Source organism: Fundidesulfovibrio butyratiphilus (assembly GCF_054657235.1).
This window is the reverse complement of the sequence record NZ_BAAHXA010000003.1, coordinates 328,180-348,258: the sequence shown is the minus strand read 5'-3', so window position 1 is coordinate 348,258 and position 20,079 is coordinate 328,180. Positions and strand designations below refer to the sequence as shown.

23 protein-coding genes are annotated in these 20,079 nt (G+C 62.0%); 9 read left to right on the top strand and 14 right to left on the bottom strand.

The features are described from left to right. Positions 1-276 precede the first annotated feature (276 nt). The 3 genes from ACYQ01_RS17565 (at position 277) to ACYQ01_RS17555 (ending at position 2,809) form a co-directional block, all read left to right on the top strand. Positions 277-1,707 carry a sensor histidine kinase gene (locus ACYQ01_RS17565; RefSeq protein WP_459935120.1) on the top strand — a complete coding sequence of 477 codons (1,431 nt, stop codon included), beginning with the start codon at positions 277-279 and terminating at the stop codon, positions 1,705-1,707. A 1-nt stretch (position 1,708) separates the two neighbouring features. Continuing rightward, positions 1,709-2,134, top strand: a complete 426-nt coding sequence (locus tag ACYQ01_RS17560; RefSeq protein ID WP_459935119.1) for a PaaI family thioesterase — start codon at positions 1,709-1,711, stop codon at positions 2,132-2,134. Positions 2,135-2,395: 261 nt separating this feature from the next. Further along, the gene (locus ACYQ01_RS17555) at positions 2,396-2,809 is read left to right on the top strand and encodes a bacteriohemerythrin (protein ID WP_459935118.1); all 414 of its coding nucleotides are present in this window, start codon (positions 2,396-2,398) and stop codon (positions 2,807-2,809) included. A gap of 163 nt (positions 2,810-2,972) precedes the next feature. On the opposite strand, the gene ACYQ01_RS17550 is transcribed toward ACYQ01_RS17555, so the two are convergent. The 3 genes from ACYQ01_RS17550 to ACYQ01_RS17540 all read right to left on the bottom strand — a co-directional run bounded on the left by ACYQ01_RS17550 (position 2,973) and on the right by ACYQ01_RS17540 (position 4,673). Continuing rightward, positions 2,973-3,389, bottom strand: a complete 417-nt coding sequence (locus ACYQ01_RS17550) for a universal stress protein (RefSeq protein WP_459935117.1) — start codon at positions 3,387-3,389, stop codon at positions 2,973-2,975. 286 nt (positions 3,390-3,675) lie between these two features. Further along, positions 3,676-4,023: a hypothetical protein gene (locus tag ACYQ01_RS17545; protein ID WP_459935116.1), complete on the bottom strand. Its 348-nt coding sequence runs from the start codon at positions 4,021-4,023 to the stop codon at positions 3,676-3,678. Between the two features lie 224 nt (positions 4,024-4,247). Beyond that, positions 4,248-4,673: a hypothetical protein gene (locus tag ACYQ01_RS17540; protein ID WP_459935115.1), complete on the bottom strand. Its 426-nt coding sequence runs from the start codon at positions 4,671-4,673 to the stop codon at positions 4,248-4,250. A gap of 39 nt (positions 4,674-4,712) precedes the next feature. On the opposite strand from ACYQ01_RS17540, the gene ACYQ01_RS17535 reads away from it, so the two are divergent. Beyond that, entirely contained in the window at positions 4,713-5,462 is a 750-nt protein-coding gene (locus ACYQ01_RS17535) for a TlyA family RNA methyltransferase (RefSeq protein ID WP_459935114.1), read from the top strand. 75 nt (positions 5,463-5,537) lie between these two features. Here ACYQ01_RS17535 and ACYQ01_RS17530 read toward each other — a convergent pair whose 3' ends face one another. Both ACYQ01_RS17530 and ACYQ01_RS17525 read right to left on the bottom strand, forming a co-directional pair. Then, positions 5,538-5,960 (bottom strand): YccF domain-containing protein, encoded by a 423-nt coding sequence (locus ACYQ01_RS17530; RefSeq protein WP_459935113.1) that lies wholly within the window; start codon positions 5,958-5,960, stop codon positions 5,538-5,540. 199 nt (positions 5,961-6,159) lie between these two features. After that, positions 6,160-6,975, bottom strand: coding sequence for a rhodanese-like domain-containing protein (locus ACYQ01_RS17525; protein WP_459935112.1), 816 nt, complete (start codon positions 6,973-6,975; stop codon positions 6,160-6,162). A 104-nt stretch (positions 6,976-7,079) separates the two neighbouring features. Here ACYQ01_RS17525 and ACYQ01_RS17520 point away from each other — a divergent pair, with 104 nt between their 5' ends. Next, positions 7,080-7,571, top strand: coding sequence for a rhodanese-like domain-containing protein (locus tag ACYQ01_RS17520; RefSeq protein ID WP_459935111.1), 492 nt, complete (start codon positions 7,080-7,082; stop codon positions 7,569-7,571). After that, positions 7,568-8,008, top strand: a complete 441-nt coding sequence (locus ACYQ01_RS17515; RefSeq protein ID WP_459935110.1) for a MauE/DoxX family redox-associated membrane protein — start codon at positions 7,568-7,570, stop codon at positions 8,006-8,008. The genes ACYQ01_RS17520 and ACYQ01_RS17515 overlap by 4 nt, the downstream gene beginning before the upstream one ends. Positions 8,009-8,221: 213 nt before the next feature. Here the strand turns inward: ACYQ01_RS17515 and ACYQ01_RS17510 are convergent, their stop codons facing one another. From ACYQ01_RS17510 to ACYQ01_RS17490, 5 genes are read right to left on the bottom strand one after another with little or no spacing between them, the layout of a single operon-like run. Continuing rightward, complete coding sequence (locus ACYQ01_RS17510) at positions 8,222-9,085, bottom strand: MlaA family lipoprotein (RefSeq protein ID WP_459935109.1); 864 nt, start codon at positions 9,083-9,085, stop codon at positions 8,222-8,224. A 28-nt stretch (positions 9,086-9,113) separates the two neighbouring features. Beyond that, on the bottom strand, positions 9,114-9,692 hold the full coding sequence (locus tag ACYQ01_RS17505; protein ID WP_459935108.1) for a Tgt2/MlaC family protein: 579 nt from the start codon (positions 9,690-9,692) through the stop codon (positions 9,114-9,116). After that, positions 9,689-10,147 carry an outer membrane lipid asymmetry maintenance protein MlaD gene (mlaD, locus tag ACYQ01_RS17500; protein WP_459935107.1) on the bottom strand — a complete coding sequence of 153 codons (459 nt, stop codon included), beginning with the start codon at positions 10,145-10,147 and terminating at the stop codon, positions 9,689-9,691. Before mlaD ends, ACYQ01_RS17505 begins: the two co-directional genes overlap by 4 nt. Positions 10,148-10,189: 42 nt before the next feature. Beyond that, a complete protein-coding gene (locus ACYQ01_RS17495; RefSeq protein WP_459935106.1) occupies positions 10,190-10,996 on the bottom strand; it encodes an MlaE family ABC transporter permease in 807 nt (268 codons plus the stop codon). 6 nt (positions 10,997-11,002) lie between these two features. Continuing rightward, the gene (locus ACYQ01_RS17490) at positions 11,003-12,217 is read right to left on the bottom strand and encodes a class I SAM-dependent rRNA methyltransferase (protein ID WP_459935105.1); all 1,215 of its coding nucleotides are present in this window, start codon (positions 12,215-12,217) and stop codon (positions 11,003-11,005) included. An 84-nt stretch (positions 12,218-12,301) separates the two neighbouring features. Here ACYQ01_RS17490 and ACYQ01_RS17485 point away from each other — a divergent pair, with 84 nt between their 5' ends. Further along, a complete protein-coding gene (locus ACYQ01_RS17485; protein ID WP_459935104.1) occupies positions 12,302-12,826 on the top strand; it encodes a hypothetical protein in 525 nt (174 codons plus the stop codon). Positions 12,827-13,145: 319 nt separating this feature from the next. On the opposite strand, the gene ACYQ01_RS17480 is transcribed toward ACYQ01_RS17485, so the two are convergent. The 4 genes from ACYQ01_RS17480 to ACYQ01_RS17465 form a co-directional block, all read right to left on the bottom strand. Continuing rightward, positions 13,146-13,832, bottom strand: a complete 687-nt coding sequence (locus tag ACYQ01_RS17480; protein ID WP_459935103.1) for a class I SAM-dependent methyltransferase — start codon at positions 13,830-13,832, stop codon at positions 13,146-13,148. Between the two features lie 185 nt (positions 13,833-14,017). Continuing rightward, positions 14,018-16,621, bottom strand: coding sequence for an ATP-dependent chaperone ClpB (gene clpB, locus ACYQ01_RS17475; RefSeq protein ID WP_459935102.1), 2,604 nt, complete (start codon positions 16,619-16,621; stop codon positions 14,018-14,020). A gap of 312 nt (positions 16,622-16,933) precedes the next feature. Next, positions 16,934-17,248: a chaperone modulator CbpM gene (locus ACYQ01_RS17470; RefSeq protein ID WP_459935101.1), complete on the bottom strand. Its 315-nt coding sequence runs from the start codon at positions 17,246-17,248 to the stop codon at positions 16,934-16,936. Positions 17,249-17,263: 15 nt separating this feature from the next. Then, positions 17,264-18,253, bottom strand: coding sequence for a DnaJ C-terminal domain-containing protein (locus tag ACYQ01_RS17465; RefSeq protein ID WP_459935100.1), 990 nt, complete (start codon positions 18,251-18,253; stop codon positions 17,264-17,266). A 214-nt stretch (positions 18,254-18,467) separates the two neighbouring features. On the opposite strand from ACYQ01_RS17465, the gene ACYQ01_RS17460 reads away from it, so the two are divergent. Further along, entirely contained in the window at positions 18,468-19,178 is a 711-nt protein-coding gene (locus ACYQ01_RS17460) for a Smr/MutS family protein (RefSeq protein ID WP_459935099.1), read from the top strand. 616 nt (positions 19,179-19,794) lie between these two features. Next, entirely contained in the window at positions 19,795-20,025 is a 231-nt protein-coding gene (locus tag ACYQ01_RS17455) for a hypothetical protein (protein ID WP_459935098.1), read from the top strand. Positions 20,026-20,079 lie beyond the last annotated feature (54 nt).

Below are 20,079 nucleotides of genomic sequence, written 5' to 3'. Positions count from 1 at the left end.
GGTTCTTGCATACTCGTTTTTTGTGGGCAAGGCGGAAGGAGCCGGTTATGTTTCTGGTTGGAATCCGACGCCTTCTGTCCACGGGGCCCGTTTGTTGGGTGAAAGAGCCTCCGGCGCTGCGAATCGACCTTTCGGAGGGGGCCTGGAAGGCCTGGACGGCGTGCGCGATTTTGTGCGCGCGAATGGTTTTTCCCCGGCCCGTTCTTGTCGACCGGTGGGTGACGTGTTAAGATTATTTTAGTAAGTGTGCGACGATTTTCCAACCAGGATAAGCACATGGATGCACAAGACTCTTCCGTTCCGACGTCTTCTTACAGCCCTGAAAGCGGACTTGGCCAGGACCGTATGGATCTCGTCATGGCCCGCATCCACGAAAAGATCGACAATTATGAGAGCTACAACTTTTCCCGTCTGCAAAGTCTGGCTCTGAACATATTTTTCGATCTTGCCCAGGAATTCGCGAGCATCACCGATGTCTACGCGGTGTGTGTCATGATTCCCAAGGCCCTCTTCAATCTGGAATGCGCCCTGTATGTGCAGGGCTTGGACCAGCGGCCCGTGCGCTGCTGCGCCACGGTGTGCGCGCCGTCCGCGCAGGTGCCCGTATTTCAGGACAAGGCTTCGGTGGAAAACGGGAAGTATTGCCTGCCCATCAAGGCCAACAAGGAACATCTCTCGCAGCTTCCCTTCGCTCCGGCCGACGGCGGCGTTATCGGCATGCTGGAGTTGTCGCCCGCGCAGAGGCTAAACGACCACGATAAACTGTTCTGGGCCCGATACGCCAACCGCATCGGCTACCAGTTGCATAACAAGTTCGTCAGCCTGAAGAACGTTGAGCATGTGGAGTTTATTCGCAATCTCGTTAAGGACATCGGACACAACATCATTGTGCCCAATATGTACTTCAAGCTGTTCTACAAGCGCCTGGAGGCGCGCATCAACCTGGTGAAACATGCTGAGCGAAAAATAAAAAAAATACTCAAAGACTGCACGGGGAGAGATGACCCGCTTCAGGCGAAGCTCCAGGAACTGTGCCAAGACATCAGATATGCGCACAACGCCATTCATGACCAATACAAGGAAATATTCAGTCACTACCGAAACACGAGCCTCTTTCTGGAGACGCTTTTGCGTTCCAGCCATTTCGAAGCCGGACGCTATGTGTTGGAAAGGCGATCCTGCAACTTTAAAAGCCAAGTCATAGACCCGCAGGTGGAACGCTACCGTCCCCGTTTTCAGGATCGGGGCATCGAGATCGACACTTCCATGGGGGGCGTGCCGGACAAGGAAATCGAGGTGGTGGCCGATGTGGGGCTGATTTCACAAGTGTATTCCAATCTGTTTTCCAATGTGGTGAAATACGCCCGCGACGTGGACGTGGGCTACGGCATGCGGCGCAAGTTCATGTCCTACGGGTGGGAAGTCCTGCCGGATTGTTTCGGTCCGGGACGAGACGGCATCAAGCTCAACGTGTTTTCAACCGGAACGCCCATGAGCCCGGAAGACGCCAAGGGGCTGTTTACCGAAGGCTACCGGGGGGCCAACTCCGCAAAGGAGTATGGCACGGGCCATGGACTGTATTTCATTCGCGAGGTGGTGCGCCTGCACGGCGGCACGGTCGGTTTCGAACCCACCCCGCTTGGAAACAACTTTTATTTCATTCTGCCCTTCGGCCCGGCCGAGGAGGCGCAAGCCCCGGAGGGGTGATTTGTCCCAGGCCTATTTATCGAGCGTTATGGCTGCGGGACAGGGGGTTAACCCCCTGTTTCGTTTTCTTGGGGTGAACGTGGTGAAGATCGAACCTGATGAAACCATCCTGCATCTTCCGTTTCGCGGGGATTTCATTCAGGGAGGGGGCGTGGTTGCCGGCGGCGTGATCGCCACCCTGGCCGACGAAACCATGGCCCATCTGGTGTTGGCCAATTTGAAGGACGGCCAAAAGACCGCCACAATAGAAATAAACGTCCGCTACCTGCGTCCGGTCTTTGCCGGCGACATCCGGGCCGTGGCCGTGGTTGTTCATCGCGGGGGGGCGGTCCTCTCCACCCAGGCCAGTGTCTATGACGAGAAGGAACGGTTGGTCGCTCGGGCCGGGGCTTCGTTTTTCGTCATCGCCCCCAAGGTTGCCCCATAACAGCCCGCCCAAAAAGTCGATTCTTGCAGCCTGTTCAAAAAGCTTGCTGGCAAGGCGCAAGAAAAAATCAAGCCCGAAGCGTGGTTGGCATCCATTGAGGGGTTGAGTTTTTCGCAGCAACGCAGCCAGCAAGGATTTCTCAACAGGCTGATAAGCGGCCGGGAGCCAATGGCTTCGCCGGGGAAGCCGTTCAGAGGCGCGGTTGGCGTAGCGAATATGTCCCCACAACAACAAAGCGTGAGAGCAGACCCAAGGAACGCCATGAAACGTTTGCAATGGAGCGACAGCCTTTCCGTGGGGGTCTACCTTATCGACAAGCAGCATATGGATCTTGTCGAGCTTATCAACAATATTGCGGACGCCCTGGAGGCGGGGGCGGAAAAACGTGCGGTATCTCAGCTCATTCGCCGGTTCTATGACTACACGACCACACATTTTCAGGCGGAAGAGTCCCTGATGGATCACGAAACGTATGCGGACTACTTCGAGCAGGTGCGTCAGCACCTCGATTGCTCCATGAAAGCCCTGGAGTTCCACAGGCGTTTTTCCATGGAAGAGGGATTTGATCTCTACGAGTTCTATACCTATATTGCGAAATGGTTTCTTGAACACACGTCTGGGATCGACAAAACCTTGGGCGATCATATTCGCCAGCACGGGGGAACGTGCGCGTAGCGTTGCGTTGTTGAAAGCCTGGCGCGATGTGCGAGGAAATGAGAACTCCCGCGGTCGCCGGCACGGTGTCCGGTGAGCGGGGGGGCCGACAGCCCCTGGCGTTTGAACGGGAGGGAAGCGGCGGGCGCGGCGTCATGGCGGGCGCCCGCCGGAGGGATGGTGTCTAGCGCACCACGAACACCGAACACGGTGCGTGGCTGACGACCTTGCTGGCCACACTGCCGATGAAGAACCGGTCCAGGGCGGATTTGCCCTGGTGTCCCATGACGATGAGTTCCACCTTTTCCGCTTCGGCGACACGCAGGATGGCTTCGGCTGCGGAGTGGCTGCTTTCCTTCATGGTTTTCACCTTGAGCCCCGAGCCGGCCGTGCGTTTGTTCACTTCGGCCAGGAAATTGGACACTTCCCGTTCTATGGCCTCGGTCAGGGCCATGCTCATTCCGCTTTCCCCAAAATCGGCGACTTCTTCCGCCACCGTGAGCACAAGGAGTTGCGCCTCACGGAATTTGGCCATCTCCAGGGCTTTTTCCAACACGTCCCAAGCATGATCCGACCTGTCCAAGGCTGCGAGAATTTTCATGATCCACCTCCGATGGTTCAGGCGAGACGCCGGGGCGAAGCGCGCCCCGGACAATGAGAGCCGCGAGGGTCAAGAACCTTGCCGTCTTTCCTTGTCGTCTCCGCAAGGGAAGCGGCGGGACCGGCCACCGAGCGCATTTTTCCAGGCGGCGGTCTGGAAGGGGAATGAAGGCCGATTCCCCTTCCGTATTGTTGCCATACGGCAGCTTGGCAAGGAAGTCATCATCCGGTGTGTTCGATTCCCCTGACCAGGGTGCGGTCGGTTCACGCTGAGGGCGCGAGGCGGGTCACTTGTTATGGTAATAGGAATTTCCTATTCTTTGCGTTGTGGAGCCGTCGCTGTGGTAATACGTGCCGCCGGTTTGTTGTGTGGAGGATCCATCGCTATGGTAATAGACGTTTCCGACCTTCTGCGTAGTTGATCCGTTGCTGTTGTAGCGCATATTTCCGATCTGCTGGGTGGTGGAGCCGTCACTATGATAATAGGTGTTGCCAATCTTTTGCGTGGTGGAGCCGTCACTGTGGTAATACGTGCCACCTATGCGTTGGGTAACGGACTGGGCCACGGCGGAAGCCGTCGGGGAGGCGCCCAGGATGAGGGCCAGGCAGAAAAGGAAGGGAATCATGTTTCGCATTTTTGAATTCCTTATGGCTGTATGTGGTAGGATAGTCGGACACTGATAGCGAGTGCCGTTTTGCCTGTCAAGCGCAAGGCGATTCATTCGCGCAGGATGACTATTTTGTATGTGGAGTACGCAAGGTGTCATGTGCCGTTCCAGCACGGGAAAAGGGCGCGGGGGAGGCACTCCTTCCCCCTCCGGTTCGCCCTGGAGGTCGGCAAGCACACGCGGGAAAGGCTTCAGGCGGTCAGTCGGGTCACCTTGTGCTTGCGGCGCAAGGCGTATTCGATGAGCGAGTAGGCGCGCAGAAAGGGTTTGCCCAGTTGAAAGGTCTTGACCACGTCGAAGAAGATGTGAAACAGGCAGGCGGCCGCCATCACCTGGAAAACCGGCCAGACAAACCCCAACAGGATCAGCAGAAGCTGGAATTCCACGGTGTGGAACACCGCCAGGGCGAGAAAGTTCGGCGTATGCGGGGCCTTGGCGTGGTAGAGGAAAAAGCGGCGGACGTTGAGGCTCTTGCAGTCGCGCACGAACGGAATGATGTGGTCGAGGTCGATGAAAAAGACCGTCAGTCCGAAGACCACGCTGTCCTGCCAGCCGAGAAACGGCATCAGCACGGCCGCTCCGGCCGCGCCCTGCACGAAATGAAATTTCGGACTCACCGGAGTCGTTTACACCAACGTCATCATCAGGGCAATCGCATGGCCAATCCCAAGACAAGAGCCGACCAACTGCTGCACGACCAGGGGTTGGCCGCCAGCCGCGACGAGGCCATGCGCCTCATCATGGCCGGTCGGGTGAGTATGGAGCACAAGGGCAAGCTGGTCCCGGTGGAGAAGCCGGGGCACATGATTCCCGTCGCAACACGTCTGCTTCTGGCCGATGGCGAGCGATTCGTCAGCAGAGGCGGGTACAAGCTGCTCACGGCTATCGAACGTTTCGGTCTCGACGTCCGGGGCCTGATCGCGTTGGACGTGGGGGCCTCCACCGGAGGGTTCACCGATTGTCTGCTGCAACATGGCGCGGCCAAGGTGTACGCCGTGGATGTGGGCAAGAGCCAATTGCATGAAAAGTTGCGGTCCGATCCCCGCGTCCTCTCCCTGGAAGGGGTGAATTTCCGTCTGGCCGGGCCGGACCTGCTGCCCGAGCCGGTGGATTTTGCCGTGGCCGACGTGTCGTTCATTTCGTTGACACGGATACTGGGGCCCATGGCTGGCCTGCTCAAACCGGGCGGACGCATGGTGGTCCTGGTCAAGCCCCAATTCGAACTGGGACCCGAGCGCGCCGTCCGGGGGGTCGTGCGCGACCGCGAGGCCCAGTGGGACGCCGTGGACCTGGTGGCGGAACATGCGCGACACGCCTGCGGCCTCGAACGCTTGGACGTCGTGCCGGCCGCTGTCAAAGGCCCCAAGGGCAACCAGGAGTATCTGTTGTTGTTGGGCCGCGCCTGAATCGGCGGGCAGGGGGGACGTTCCCCGGGGGCTTGGGGCGGAGCGTGGTCCGCGCCCCCGGGGAGAACGGGGTGGTTAGATGAGGGGTCTGCCGTCCAGGTCCACCAGGGTCTTGCCCACCGGCGCCAGGGAAATGAGCGCCAGCTTGACGTGCTGGATGCCGAAGGGAATGCCGATGACGGTCACGAAGCAGGCCAGGGCCGAGGTGAGGTGTCCCACGGCCAGCCACCAGCCGGCCAGGACGAACCAGATCACGTTGCCCACGAAACCCAGAGGCCCGGTTCCGGAGTCATGGTAGCCCTGCACGAATTGGCGATCCACGATGGCCTTGCCGAAGGGCCAGAAGGACAGTCGGGCGATAACGAAGCACGACCGGGCCCAGGGCAGGCCCACGATGGTCAAGGCGGACAGAATGCCCACGGCGCTCCAGGCCAGGCCCATCCAGAGTCCGCCCAGCAGCAGCCATAAGATGTTCATCAGAAAATTCACGGGTTGCATGGAACCTCACTCGATGTAAGGCCGGCCTGGGCCGGCGGTGTCCGCCCGGGGGCGTTGGGTCGATTGCGCACAGTCACACGGGTAAGCATGTTTCGCGCCAGCGTCAAGAATACCGTCCTGCCCGCCGGGTCGGGGCGTCCGGGGGACTCGGCCCGGGAGCGGGTCGCCGCGTCTGGCGCGAACCGGGCGCGAGAGGCGGTCAGCCCAGGCGGTCCAGGAGGGTCCCCAGGGCTTTGAGATGGGTTTGTTCCTCTTTGGCCAGCAGGTGCACGGCCTGGCGCAGTTGGGGATTGGTCGCGGTTTGGCCGAGACGCGTGTACAGGTCCAGGGCCTGGGCTTCCAGCCCCATGGCCATATCGAGAACGTCGCTCATGGAGGCCAGCACGGCCATTTCGTCGAACATGCGTTCGGCCGTGAGTCCGCCTTCCAGGATGTCGGGGGACGCGGGGGAGGCCTTCAGGACTTCCCCCGGGAACAGGGCCGCGAAGAGGCCTTGGAGCTTGTTTTTGTGAGTGTCCTCGAAACCGGCCAAACGGATGAACAGGGCGGCCAGTTCGGGATCTTCGACCTTGCGGGCCATGGCGGCGTAAAAAAGACCAAGGTTGATCTCCAGGGCCAGCCCCTGGGCGAAGAGGTCGCGGGCCGCGAGTTTGGCCTGGGCCGAGGCGAACCCTTCGGACCGGTCGCCCGAGGCGGTGGGGCCGGTCCAGGCCTTGATGCCGCCGCGCATGTTGAAAACGTCCCGCGCCCCCTGGTCGACCAACAGGGCGGCCGCGGAAAGGCTGCGTCGTCCCGAGGCGCAGTAGATCACCATGGGGTTGTCGAAGGGCACCTCTCCGAGCCGTTCGAGGAGGTCGGGCAAGGGGATGTGCAGGGCCTGGGGGATGTGTTTCTGGGCGTACTCCCAGTCCTGCCTGACATCGAGCAGCGTGATTTCGCCCGGCTGATGCTCCGCCAGCAGCGTTTCGACTTCGCTGGGCGTGAGGTCCCTGATGCGGGGGGGCTTGAGGGCCATGGGGAAAACTCCTTTGATGGCGCGAGGTGGGCCAGACGTTGTCTTTGCCGATGATATCTTCTAGTCAGGGCTGGTCGGTTTGACCGACAAAGCGAGGCCGCAACATGAAATTTTCAAACATTCGCCGGTCCTGGTGGCCGGGCATGGTGGTTCTGGTGGTGTTATCGGCCGTCATGGCCTGGATTGTCAATTCCGCCCGTCCTTCTCCACTGCTGTGGTGGGCCGACTACAAGGCCCAGACCGTGGAGGCGGTACGCAAGTCCGGCCTGCAAACCCTGACGCCCGCCCAGGCCATGGACGCCCTCAAGCGGGGCGAGTTCCTGGTCGTGGATGCCCGCGACCCCGACGAGTTCGCCCAGGGGCACGTGCCGGGAGCGGTAAACGTTTCGTCCGAGGCGGTTCTTACGGGCATGGAGGACGCCTCCCGGTTGCCCAAGGATCGGGACCTGTTGCTCTACTGCTCCAACCTGGCCTGCCCCAAGAGCAAGGACCTGGCCAAGGGACTGGCGGACATGGGGTATACCCGTCTGTCCGTGATGCCTGAAGGCATGGAAGGCTGGCTCGCGGCCGGCGGACTCGTGGAGGAGAACAAATGATGTCGCGTGTGTTTCCGCTTGCCCGTCTGGCGTACGGCGTGCTGTTCCTTGGGGCGGGACTGCCCAAGATGGCGGACGCCGCGCAATTCGCCCATACGGTTTTCAACTACCAGATTTTGCCCGGCCACCTTGTCAACGCCGTGGCCCTGCTCTTGCCGGCAGTGGAGGTGGTCTGCGGGCTGGCGCTTTGCCTGAACGTGATGGCCAGAAGCGCGGTGATCATGCTCAACGCATTGATGGTGGTCTTCCTGGCCGCGCTCGGCCTGACCGTCTGGCGTGGCATAGACATCGCCTGCGGCTGCTTCGGCGCGGGGGGCAGTCCTATCGATTTCTTGACCGTGGTCCGCGACGTGGCCTTTCTGGGGCTGGGCCTGTTCGCCATGTGGGGCGTGTTTCGCCGGCCCACGGCGAGTGGGCCTCTTCCAATCGATTCCTGAGGGCTGCTGAACGCTGGAACCGGCCGTCCGGAAGCCGGAGGTGCCGTCTGGCGTGGACGCGATACGCGGAGGGGGCTTGAAACCGTCAAAGTCCACCGCGCCCTGGCCGGGAGAATGAACATTTGGGGGAAGAGGGGGACGGGGGAGGAATCGCACGTTCGCGCCCGGTTCCTCCCCCGATTTTTTGTTCTCGTCTTTTATTGCGCTGAACGACTATTCGTCCATCTGCCGTTCGAGCTTCTTGGGCTTCTTGGTGACGACCTGGGCTTCGCGAACGTCCTGTTCGCGCAGTTGCACGTAGGCGTCGCGGGCGGCCGTGTAGGGTTCGATGGCCGAGCGTTTGAACTCCTGGTAGAGTTCCAGCATTTCGGGCAGGCGGTTCACGCGGGCGCCCACGTTGATCGTGGCGGTGAGCAGCACGGGCACGTCCACGTAGGTGAGGGGTTGCATGGCGGTGTCTCCGGCCAGGCCGAAGGCGTCGCGCAGGGAGGAGGGGCCTATGAACGGAAGCACGATGTAAAAGCCGTGTCCCGCGCCCCAGTAGCCCAGGGTCTGTCCGAAATCGAGTTTCTGGACAAACATGTCGGGCTTGGTGGCGGCCAGATCGTAAAGGCCGCCGATGCCGAACGTGGTGTTGATGATGAAACGGCCCAGTTCCCGCGAGGCCTTGTCCGGGCGCAGTTGCAAGATGGCGTTGAGGAAGCGCACGGGAAACAGAAAGTTCTGGTATGCGCAGTGGATGCGGTCGCGCAGGTAGGCGGGGACGGCGAACGAGTAGACCTTGGAGATCGGAGTGCCCAACCGGGTGTAAAAAACGTCGTTGAAGCCGAACCAGAAACGGTTGAATTTCTCCAGGGGGTCGGCCACGGACGGGCGGGGGGCGACGTAGTCGTCGTCGGCCGCTTGGGAGGCGACGGCTTCCGGCGCGGCCTGGACGGGCGTCTGTGGAGTCGCGGCGTTGTCGTCGGAGGCGGCCCGGGCGGTGTCGGTCGCGGTTTCGGCCGCCTGGACGCGGACACAGGGCACGAGCAACACAAGCGCCAGGGCGAGGGCGGCGGTCTTCAACGCTCTTGGCATGAAAAATCCTTTTTTTGGGGCGGTAGCCTCAGCTTGCGGCCATGGACGACACGCGGTCGATCAGTTGGGCCGGGCTTTCTTTGGAAAGAATCTGGGCGAACTGCTGGCGATAGTTCTGCACCAGACTGACTCCTTCGATGACCACGTCGTACACTTTCCAGCCGGACTTGTGGATGAGACGGTAGACGATGGGCACCTCCTTGCTGGAGGTGATGATCTTTGTGGAGACTTCCGCCCGGTTTTCGGCCAGTTGGCTTTCGTCGAGAAAGACCACCTTCTCGTCGGTGTAGGTTTCGATGCGGCGCAGGTAGGTGTTTTCCAGGAGGCTGACGAAGGCGGCGGTGAAACGTTGCTGCTGTTCGGGGGAGAAGTTGCGCCAGTTGTTGGCCAGGGTGCGTTTGGCGAGTTCTTCGGGGTCGAAGAACCTGTGCATGGCGGTGGAGAGTTTTTCCGTGCGTCCGGGTTGTCCGGGGCGAGTTTGGCGCAGGACGTTGAGAACTTCATCCACTGCGGTTCTGAGTGTGTCCGTGGCTTCTCCCGCCTGTGCGGGGGGCGCGGCGGCCACCAGGATGCAAAACAGCGCGAGAACGCTCAGAGCGCGTTTCATTTTTTGCCGTCCTCCTTGACTGTGCCGAACACGTACTTGCCGATGAGGTCGCCCAGATCGACGGATGATTCGGTTTCGGTGAGCATGCCGCCGGGAGTGACGGTGTCGCCGCCGCCGGGACTTATCTTGACGAACTTGTCGCCTATGAGCCCGCTGGTTTTGATCGAAACGATGGCGTCGTCGGTAAGTTTGACACTTTTTGATATGCGCAGGGACACAACGGCCCGTCCGTCCGGGGAAAGATTCACCGCGTCCACGCGTCCAATGCGCACGCCCGCGAGTTCCACATTGGCTCCTTGCTTGAGGCCGGTCACGTCGGTGAAACGCGCCTTGACCACATAACTGTCCGAGCCGAGAACTTCAAGCTTGCCCAGCTTGATGGTGAGGTATCCCACACAGAGGAGTCCGACCAGAACGAACAGGCCGACGGCCGTTTCCAGAGAATGCTTGCTCATGTCGTTTCAGAACTAAACCGCTTCGTCGCGTTGTTCAAGTGTCTACAGCAGGAATGAGGTCAACACATAGTCCGAGACGAGGATGCATACGCAGGAAACCACCACCGCCGAGGTGGTGGCCAGGCTCACGCCCCGCGCGCCGAATCCGCCGGGCCTGGTGTGGGTGAAGTACCCCTGATAGCAGCAGATGATGGCCACCAGTACGGCAAAGGTGAAGGCCTTGTAGAATCCCCCGGACACGTCGGTCATGTCCACGGAATCGTATATGCGCGAGTAGTACGCTCCCGGGTTGACGCCCAGCATCAGCACTCCGGTCAGGTAGCCGCCCAGGATGCCGATGACGTCGAACAGAGCGGTCAGCAGCGGGAAACACACCAACGCCGCGGCCAGGCGCGGGCTCACCAGGTAGCGCACCGGATTGACGTCCATGGCGGTCAGGGCGTCGATCTGCTCGGAAATGCGCATGATGCCGATTTCCGCGGCCATGGCCGATCCGGCCCGGCCGGTGATCATGATGGCCGTGAGCACCGGGCCCAGTTCCCGGATGATGGAAAGGGCCACGGCCGCGCCGAGCAGCCCTTCGGCGCCGAATTTCACCAGGGTGTAATAGCCCTGCAATCCCAATACCATGCCGGTGAACAGGCCGATGAGGGCGATGACCGCCACCGACTTGACCCCGATGAAGTACACCTGCTGCACCACTTTGGCCCACTGCAGGGGGAGACTGAACAGATGCTGGCAGGCGTACAGGAAAAACAGGAACACGCCGCCGAGTTCGCGCACCAGGGCCAAGGTTGCGCGGCCCACTCCCGACAGGGGGGATGTGAAAAACTCCAGGGTCTGGCCCATGCTCGGCTACGACTCCTCTTGGGCCGAACCGCCGGACACGACGCGAAGCATCAGGGACTTGAGGTAGCGCGTCTCGGGCATGGCCGGATGTTCGGGATGGTCGGGCCCCTGGCCTCCGCGCCGGATGATCTGGGCCCTGCGCCGCGGTCCGGAGTAGCTCTTGTGGGCCATGCGCACGAATTCCGTTTCTCCCAGGTGCTGGGAGCACGAGGACGTGGCCGCCACCGCATCCGGCGTCAACAGTTTTGCGGCCAGGCGATTGATCTGGTGGTAGGCGCCCAGACCGGCTTCCAGGTCCTTCTTGCGCTTGACGAAGGCCGGCGGATCGAGGCTCACCACGTCGAAGCGCTCCCCGCTGGAGACGAGGTCTTCGAGCACGCGTTGGGCTTCGCCCCGGACCACTTCCACCTTGTGGGCCACTCCGTTGGTCTCGGCGTTTTGCCGCGCCAGGGCCGAGGCCGCCTGGGAGGCGTCCACGCAGACCACGCGTTCGGCGCCGGCCAGAGCCGCGCCCACGCCGAGAGCGCCCAGGTAGCTGAACACGTCCAGCACCCGTTTGCCCTTGGCCAGGGGGGCCAGAGCCAGGCGGTTGGGCCGTTGGTCGTAGAACCATCCGGTTTTTTGCCCCTCGACAAGGGATGCGGCGTACAGGCCCGGCCCTTCGGGAACCATGATCTGGTCGGGAACTTGGCCCAAAACCGTTTCCACTTCGAGCGACAAGCCTTCCAGCTTGCGGGCCGCCACGTCCGAGCGCAAGACCACGGCTTTGGCTCCGGTCAGTTCGACCAGGGCGTCGATCACCTCTTGGCGCAGACGCTCCATGCCGGCTGTGAGCAGTTGCACGCACAGGATGTCGTCGTAGCGATCCACCACCAGTCCGGGCAGGTGGTCGCCTTCGCCGTGAACCAGGCGGTAGAAGGGCTTGTCGAACAGGGCGTCGCGCAGGGAAAGCGCCAGGCGCAGGCGCTCCGTCAGCCAACCGCGGTCCAGGCGGGCGGCGGGGTTTCTGTCGCACAGCCTGGCGCAGATGAGCGAGCCGGGATTGACGTAGGCCACGCCCAGAGGTTTGTCGCGAAAACTGCGCACCTGCGCCTGGTCGCCGGGCGCGAACGCTCCCAGCGGCGACCGGGCGGTGTCCACTTCGTTGGAAAACACCCAGAGGTGTCCGGCCAGGAGCCGACGCTCTTCGTGTTTTTTTAGATACAAGAAAGGAATGTCCATGGGCCTGGCATCTGTAGGACTTCCTCGGGGTCTTGGCAACATTTCCCTTGAAGGGCCGAAGCCAGGGCGGGTATACTCCAAAGCATGAGAACTTTCGCTTTCGTCCTCTTCGTGGTGGTGACGTCCGCGGTCGCCGTCATGCTCACGCTGGCCGCTTCGCGCTATTTGAGCCTGGAAAAACAGCTGAACGAGGTCACCACGCAACTGGAGGAGTCCATACGCGTGCGCAAGGCCCAGGAAGAAGAAAAAATTTCCCTGCGCCTGGATCGCGAACGCATGCAGGCCGACCTGGAAGCCCGATTGGCCGAGCAGAAGAACCAGCTCGACGACTGCTCCACCCAGAACCTTCGCTATTCGCAGGAAATTCTGGGCGGGCTCATGAACATCCAGCGTCGCCTTACCGACTTGGCGGTGCAGGCCGCCCCTTCGGCCGTGAACGAGCCGGGCCATCCCGCCTCCAAGCCTGGGGAAGTCCCGGACGTCCAGGAAGGCAAGTCTCTCCAGTCCTCCCCGCCCGATCCCGACGCCCCTTCCCGGGCTGCGGACGTGAAAAAGGGCGCGGTGCCCACCCCGACCGACGAGGCCCAAAAGCTGAATCAGGTGCGGTAGACGCGACAGCGCGTCGAAACGAAAGCCTGTCGTTGCCCGGCGCGAAGCGCCAGCCGAGGATTCTCAAGGGGATCATCCCCTTGAGCCGCCGGAGGCATCTCTTCGCTCCCCTGGTGCGCCCGCGACTTCTCCGGGGGGACGCCGCCATCCCGAGGCCGGGGAGGCCTAGCGGCCTGTTGAAAAATCCTTGCCGGCTGCGTTGCCGCGAAAAACGCAAATCCTCAACGGATGCCAACTCCGCATCGGGCTTGACTTTTTTGCGCGCCTTGCCAGCCAGCTTTTTGAAGAGGCTGCAAGCATCGACTTTTTGGGCGGGCAGCTAGGCTCGGCGGCTCAGCCTGAGAACCAGCACCATGGGCCAGCCCACGAACTTGGCCAGACGGGGATTGTGCAGGGCCAGGGCCTGGCTGGGCAGCAGTTCGGCCATGTCTTCGATTTCCAGGCCGGCGCGCAGGGCGGCCATGACGAAGTCCGACACCTGGTGGGGGTAGCTGGTGAAACGCACCTCCTCGCCGGTGGTCCGGTCCATCAGGTGGGCCTGGATGTCGCGCAGGAACATTGCGGGATGCATGGTGGAGACGACGGCCAGGCCGTCCGGGCGCATGAGCCGGGGGAGTTGTCCGAAAAAGTGGGCCAAGTCCTCGATGTGTTCGAGCACCAGGCTGCTGAAGACAAGGTCGAAGGAGGCCGGTTCCAGGGGCAGTTCCGTGTCCAGGTTCAAGAGTTCCAGGCGCAGCCGGGGGTTGTCGCCGAACTTTTCCCGGGCCTTGTCCAGCATGGCCTGGGAGGCGTCCACCCCGGTGGCCACCGCGCCTTCATCCAAAAAACGGGAAAGCCAGCGGCCCGTGCCGCAACCCAGATCCACCACGGTCTTGCCCCGAAGGGGGGGGAGCAGGGGACCGACGGCCGCGGCGTCGGCGTCGAGCATGGGATTGGCGTCGCTATCGTAGGTGTCGGCCCAGAGGTCGTAGCCCTCTTCGGTCGTCACGTGCTTGATCTCTTTCACGGAAAGCTCCTGCGCGGAATGCGCCATGCGTTACCATAAGTCTACGCTTCGCCAGGAGCTTTGAAAAGAGGCCGCGGGTCTTTTGCGGCAGGTTGCTTCGGACCACGCGCGTGGAGGTTCTCAACGAAAAAAGCGCTCCCGGAGGAGCGCCTTCTTCGTTTTTACGGCGCAATCGCGTGCGTCGATCAGCTTACAAAGGCCAGTTCGCCGTCCCGCACGTCCACGCTGACATCCTGGCCGTCCTCAATGGTCCCGGCGATGAGCGCCTTGGCCAGCGGGGTTTCCAGATGGGTTTGCAGATACCGCCGCAACGGCCTGGCGCCGTAGACAGGATCGTAGGCCGCGTCCGCCGCGTGCAGCTTGGCCGCGTCGGTGAGCGTCAGGGTGATCTTGCGCTCGGCCAGCCGCGCGCGCAGGCCGGACAGCATCAACTCGATGATCCTGCCCACCTGGTCCTTGAGCAGCGGCTTGAACAGCACCACCTCGTCCACCCGGTTCAGAAATTCGGGGCGGAAATGGCCGCGCAGGACTTCCATCACCTTATCCTCGGTGTTGGGCTTGAACGTGCCGTCGCTCTCGATGCCTTCGAGCAGGTACTGCGAGCCCAGGTTCGAGGTCATGATGATGATCGTGTTCTTGAAATCCACGGTCTTGCCGTGGCTGTCGGTCAACCGACCGTCGTCGAGAATCTGGAGCAGCACGTTGAACACGTCCGGGTGCGCCTTCTCGATTTCGTCGAAAAGCACCACCGAGTAGGGCTTGCGCCGCACGGCCTCGGTGAGCTGGCCGCCCTCGTCGTAGCCCACGTAGCCCGGAGGAGCGCCGATCAGCCGGGCCACGGTGTGCTTTTCCATGTATTCGCTCATGTCCAGGCGCACGATGTTGTCTTCGGTGTCGAAGAGCGCCGCAGCCAGGGTCTTGCACAATTCGGTCTTGCCCACGCCCGTGGGGCCCAGGAAGATGAACGACCCGATGGGACGCTTGGGGTCCTTGAGCCCGGCCCGGGCCCGAAGCACTGCGTCGGCCACGGCCGTGACCGCCTCGTCCTGGCCGACGACCCGTTCGTGCAACTGGTCGGGCAGGCGCAAGAGCTTTTCGCGCTCGGTTTCCATGAGCTTGGTCATGGGGATGCCGGTCCAGCGCGAGATGACCTGAGCCACGTCGTCGGGACCGACTTCCTCGCGCAGCATGCGCTGGCCGCCCGAGGCCTTTTCGATCTCGGCTTCGCGCTTGGCCAGTTCGGCCTCGAGCTGGTTGATGCGGCCGTAACGCAATTCGGCCGCCCGGTTCAGGTCGTAGTCGCGTTCGGCCTTTTCGATCTCCTGACGGGTCTTTTCAATCTCGCCCTTGATCTGACGCACGCCTTCGATGGACTGCTTTTCGCGGTCCCACTGGGTCAACAGCCCGGCCTGGCTCTCCTTGAGCTCGGCCAGTTCGGCGACCAGGCGCTCCAGGCGCTCCTTGGAAGCCTTGTCGGTCTCGCGCTCCAGGGCCGCGCGTTCGATTTCGAGCTGCATGATCTTGCGGTTGATGTCGTCAAGCTCGGTGGGCAGCGAGTCGATTTCGGTGCGGATCATGGCCGCGGCTTCGTCGATCAGGTCGATGGCCTTGTCCGGCAATTGGCGATCCGTGATGTAGCGGTGCGAAAGCACGGCCGCCTCCACCAGGGCGGAGTCGGCGATGCGCACGCCGTGGTGCACCTCGAAACGCTCGCGCAGGCCGCGCAGGATCGAGATGGTGTCCTCCAGCGTGGGCTCGTCCACCAGCACGGGCTGGAAGCGCCGTTCCAGGGCCGGGTCCTTCTCGATGTTCTTGCGGTACTCGTCGATGGTGGTGGCGCCGATGCAGTGCAATTCGCCGCGGGCCAGCATGGGCTTGAGAAGGTTGCCGGCGTCCATGGCCCCTTCGGCCTTGCCCGCGCCCACAATGGTGTGAATTTCGTCGATGAAGAGAATGATGCGGCCCTCGGAAGACTGCACCTCCTTCAAGACGGCCTTGAGCCGCTCTTCGAATTCGCCTCGATACTTGGCTCCGGCGATGAGCGCGCCCATATCCAGGGAAAAGATGGTCTTTTCCTTGAGGCCTTCGGGCACGTCCTTCTTGACGATACGCTGGGCCAGGCCTTCGACGATGGCGGTCTTGCCCACGCCGGCCTCGCCGATGAGCACGGGGTTGTTCTTGGTGCGGCGCGAAAGAATGCGGATGCAGCGCCGGATTTCGTCGTCGCGTCCGATCACGGGGTCGAGCTTGCCCTTTTGGGCCTCGTCCACCAGGTCGCGTCCGTATTTCTTCAGGGCCTCGTAGGTCTCCTCGGGATTGGCCGAGGTGACGCGCTGCGAACCGCGCACGTCGGTGAGCACGGCCAGGATTTTTTCCTTGGTCAGGCCGAACTGCTTGTTCACCCGGCCGAGCGGGCTGGAAGACGGCTCGTCCAGGAGGGAAAGGAACAGGTGCTCCACGCTGACGTATTCGTCCTTCATGGAATTCGCCAGTTCGAGCGCCGCCACCAGCACCTCGTTGACCCGCTGGGTGACCATGATCTGGCCGGGCTGCGCGCCGGGACCCGAGACCCTGGGCTGCTTGGCCAACTCTTCTTCCAGGGCGCGCTGGTAGGCGCGCACGTCGTAGCCGGCGCGTTCGAGCAGCCGGGGAACAAGCCCCTGCTCCTGCTGGGTCAGGGCCAGTTGCAGATGGCCCGCGTCTATTTGCTGGTGCCCCATGCGCACGGCGATGGTCTGGGCCTGGCCGATGGCTTCCTGGGACTTTTGCGTGAATTTATTCAAGTCCATAAGGGCTCCTTGTGTATGAAAATATACTTTGGGGATTGCGCCTCAAGCCCAGCCGGGGCGAAGCGTGCCTCCCTCGGTGGGGGGGCGCGGCGCTCCCGTGTCGTTTTCATGAAAAACACGTCCGGGATTTGCAACCTTCGTCGTTTCGGAAGCCTCCGTCGGCCAAAGGGGCTCGCCCCTTTGGAATCCCTTTCAGCTTCGCGACGTCAGGGGCTGCCTTGCGCGCGACCGACCGCACCCAAACCGGGGGGGGCCGGGGGGGGCTCGGGGGCGGCAGTCCCCGTCTTCTTCTTTTTCTTCATTCTTCTCTTCTCACACCAATCGTTCCAGGTGCCGGATGCGCTTTTCGAGCTGCGTGATGCGTTCGAGCAGGTCGACGATGATGCTGGCCCCGGCGGCCGAGATTTCGAGATCGGCGCTGAGCCGGGCCAACTTGCGCGCCCGGTACACGTCGCGGGGCGAGAACAGGTAGTTTTCGCCTGTGGTGCGCCTGGGGGAGAGCCAACCCAGTTCGATAAGTTCGCCGACCAGCGAGGGGTGCATGCCGGTGAACTCCAGAAATTGCGACCAGGCCAAGTAGTCGGACTTCGCCGGCAGGTCCGAACCGTAAAGGATGGTGATGTCCATCAGGCGGGCCTCCGTTTAGTGTTCCCTGGGGTTGAAGTTCGATTCCTTGGCCAGCTTGGTCCACAGTTCGCTCTGGGCCTCGGTGAGGTTCTTGGGCGTTTGGATCATCACCCGCACCAACTGGTCGCCCTTTCCGGCCTTGCCGTTGAGTCCCTTGCCCCGGATGCGCATCTTGCGTCCGCTACTGATGCCGGGCGGGATGTTCAGGTCCACCTCGCCGTCCAGGGTGGGCACGCGCACGGTGGCGCCGAGCGCGGCTTCCCACGGGGCCAGGGGCAGGTCCACCAGCACGTTGACGTCTTCGAGCTTGAAGCGCGAATGCGGCCGGATCATGACGTTCAGGTACAGGTCGCCGGCCGGGCCGCCCCCGAATCCGGGCGAGCCTTGTCCCGCCAGGCGGATCTTGGCGCCGTCGCGCACTCCGGCCGGAATGTTCACGGCCAGGGTCTTGGGCTTGACGGTGGGACGACCGTCCGGCCCCATGGCCTGCTCGTGCAGGGTGATGGTGCGCGTGCCCCCGGCGTAGGCCTCTTCGAGGGTCAGTTCGAGCGAGGCTTCCACGTCCTGGCCGCGCGTGGACCGGCGTTGACCGCCGAAGCCGCCCCGGTTGAATCCGCCGGCCGCTCCGCCGAAACCTCCTCCGCCGCCGAAGATGTTCTCGAAAAAGTCGCTGAATCCCCTGGCGTCGAAGTTCTGTCCGCCGGCTCCCCCGGCTCCTCCGGCTCCGCCGAAGTGGAAGCGCACGTTCTCGTAGCCCGGAGGCGGCTGGAAATTCTGGCCGTGCTGCCAGTCGCTGCCGAACGAGTCGTAGAGCTTGCGCTTTTCAGGATCGCGAAGCACTTCGTAGGCTTCGTTGATGTCCTTGAATTTTTTTTCGGCGTCCTTGTCGTTGGGGTTCAGGTCCGGGTGGCATTTCCGGGCCAGTTTCTTGAAGGCCTTGGAAATGTCCTCCTTGGAAGCGGTCTTGCTCACCCCGAGTAGTTGGTAATAGTCTTTGTATTCCACGGTGTTTGCCCTTTTGTCGTAGCGTTGCCGGGCTCAAGTTTACATAATAAGCCGGTCGTCTGTTCCGTCAAGCGTTTGGCGCAGAGAAAAGTCCGCCTCCTTGGTACGATACACCACTTGTCCGTCGTGGCAAACCTCGGGCTGCCGCTTCGGACTTTGCGGCGCGCGAACGCGCGGCGTTGCAAACCGGGCCGATTGCGGCTAGCACCCACCCATGACCAAAGACACTTTCTCCAACAATCCCTTCGCCAAACTCAAGGGCGTCAAACTGAAAAAGAAGAAAAAGGATGCGCCCGCGCCGCCTCCGACCTCCCGGGACAAGCTGGATTTCCCCGAGGACGACGCCGACCTGTTCGGCCGCGCCATGGCCGGCGTGGCCCGTCTGGACGGCGTGGCGAGCGGGCGCCAGGTGGCCGGCGAGGCCAAACGGGTTCCGTCCCCGTCCCCGGTGGACCCAGAGGCCGAGGCCAAAAGTCGACTCTACGACCTGGTGTCGGGAAAGGTGGAATTCGAGTTGGAGTTTACCGAAGAGTACGTGCAGGGCTTCGTGCGCGGGCTCGACTCCAAGATCTTCCGCCAGCTCAAGGCCGGCCAGCTTTCGCCCGAGGCGCACCTGGACCTGCACGGCCTGAACGCCGAACAGGCGCAAATGGCCGTGCTCCAGTTTTTTCGCGAGCAGTACTATCTCGGCAAGCGGTGCGTGCTGCTGGTGCCGGGCCGGGGCCTCAACTCACCGGGCGGCCAGGCGGTTTTGAAAGAGGAGCTCAAGACCTGGCTCACCCGCGACCCCCTCAAACGCGTGGTTCTTGCCTTCTGCACGGCCCAGCCGAGGCACGGCGGCGCGGGGGCGTTGTATGCGCTTCTGCGCCAGCGCAAGAAGACGGAAGGCAAGATTCGGTGGGAGAGTCTGTGGGGGGACGAGTAGCGAGGAACTGAATTTTTCACTCAGTGGGCAGAGAGGCGTGGCGCTTCTTATCGACGCCAAAAACGAGCGCGTCGCCCACTGATACGCCGGATACGGGGCCGTCGCTCTTCCCGATGCGCCCTTGCCGCTTCTTCTTTCATTCCAGACGATTCACGCGGCGCTTTCGCGGGCGGGAAAGATCTGATTAGGCCTCTTGAGGGGCCTCCTCCCCGCGCGGCTCGCGAACATTCCGCGACGCCTGGGCATACATGCTCGCCGATGTCACAACCTCCCATAATCGTGGCGTAAATAAATATTGATTTTCTCCAATATAGCGCCGTAGGGGTGAAAATACTTTTTTAGATACATATAATGCCTTCATAAAAGCGACGAAGCCGCATTAGGTGGCATTGAATGTTTTACGGAACAGCAGGTTTCCTTCCAGGCGAAGGGACCGGTTCCAGCCTGGATGGCATGCCCAATAACTATCATGAGGCCGACGGTTCCAAGGTCTATTTGACCACAATTCCCATCACTCCCTCCCAGGAAGACGAGATAGCCGCCAGAGTGGGGACGCTTGGCGGTCGAGCTCCCGGCTTCTGCGCAGATTCGGTGTCAGATGCTCTCGGTGGAGTGCGTGGAATTTCCGGATCAATGTGGCCGGGTTTACTCCATGACGAAGCGGAAAAAGCGGCGCGCGCCAAGTGAGCCGCCGCAGGTGAGGTTTGTTGCAAGCGTGGCGGCGACGGCAGTCGTCGCCACGCTTTCTCGCATACTCTACGTGGTGTTTGTTACCATGGGGGGACTGGCAATCGGCAGGCGCTTGGCCTGGAAAATCAACGACAAGATGGCAAGTCGTTCGATCTGAGCGAACACGAGAGCGTTCCCTCACGCGCAAAGGTATCGACCATTGCCCGGCGAC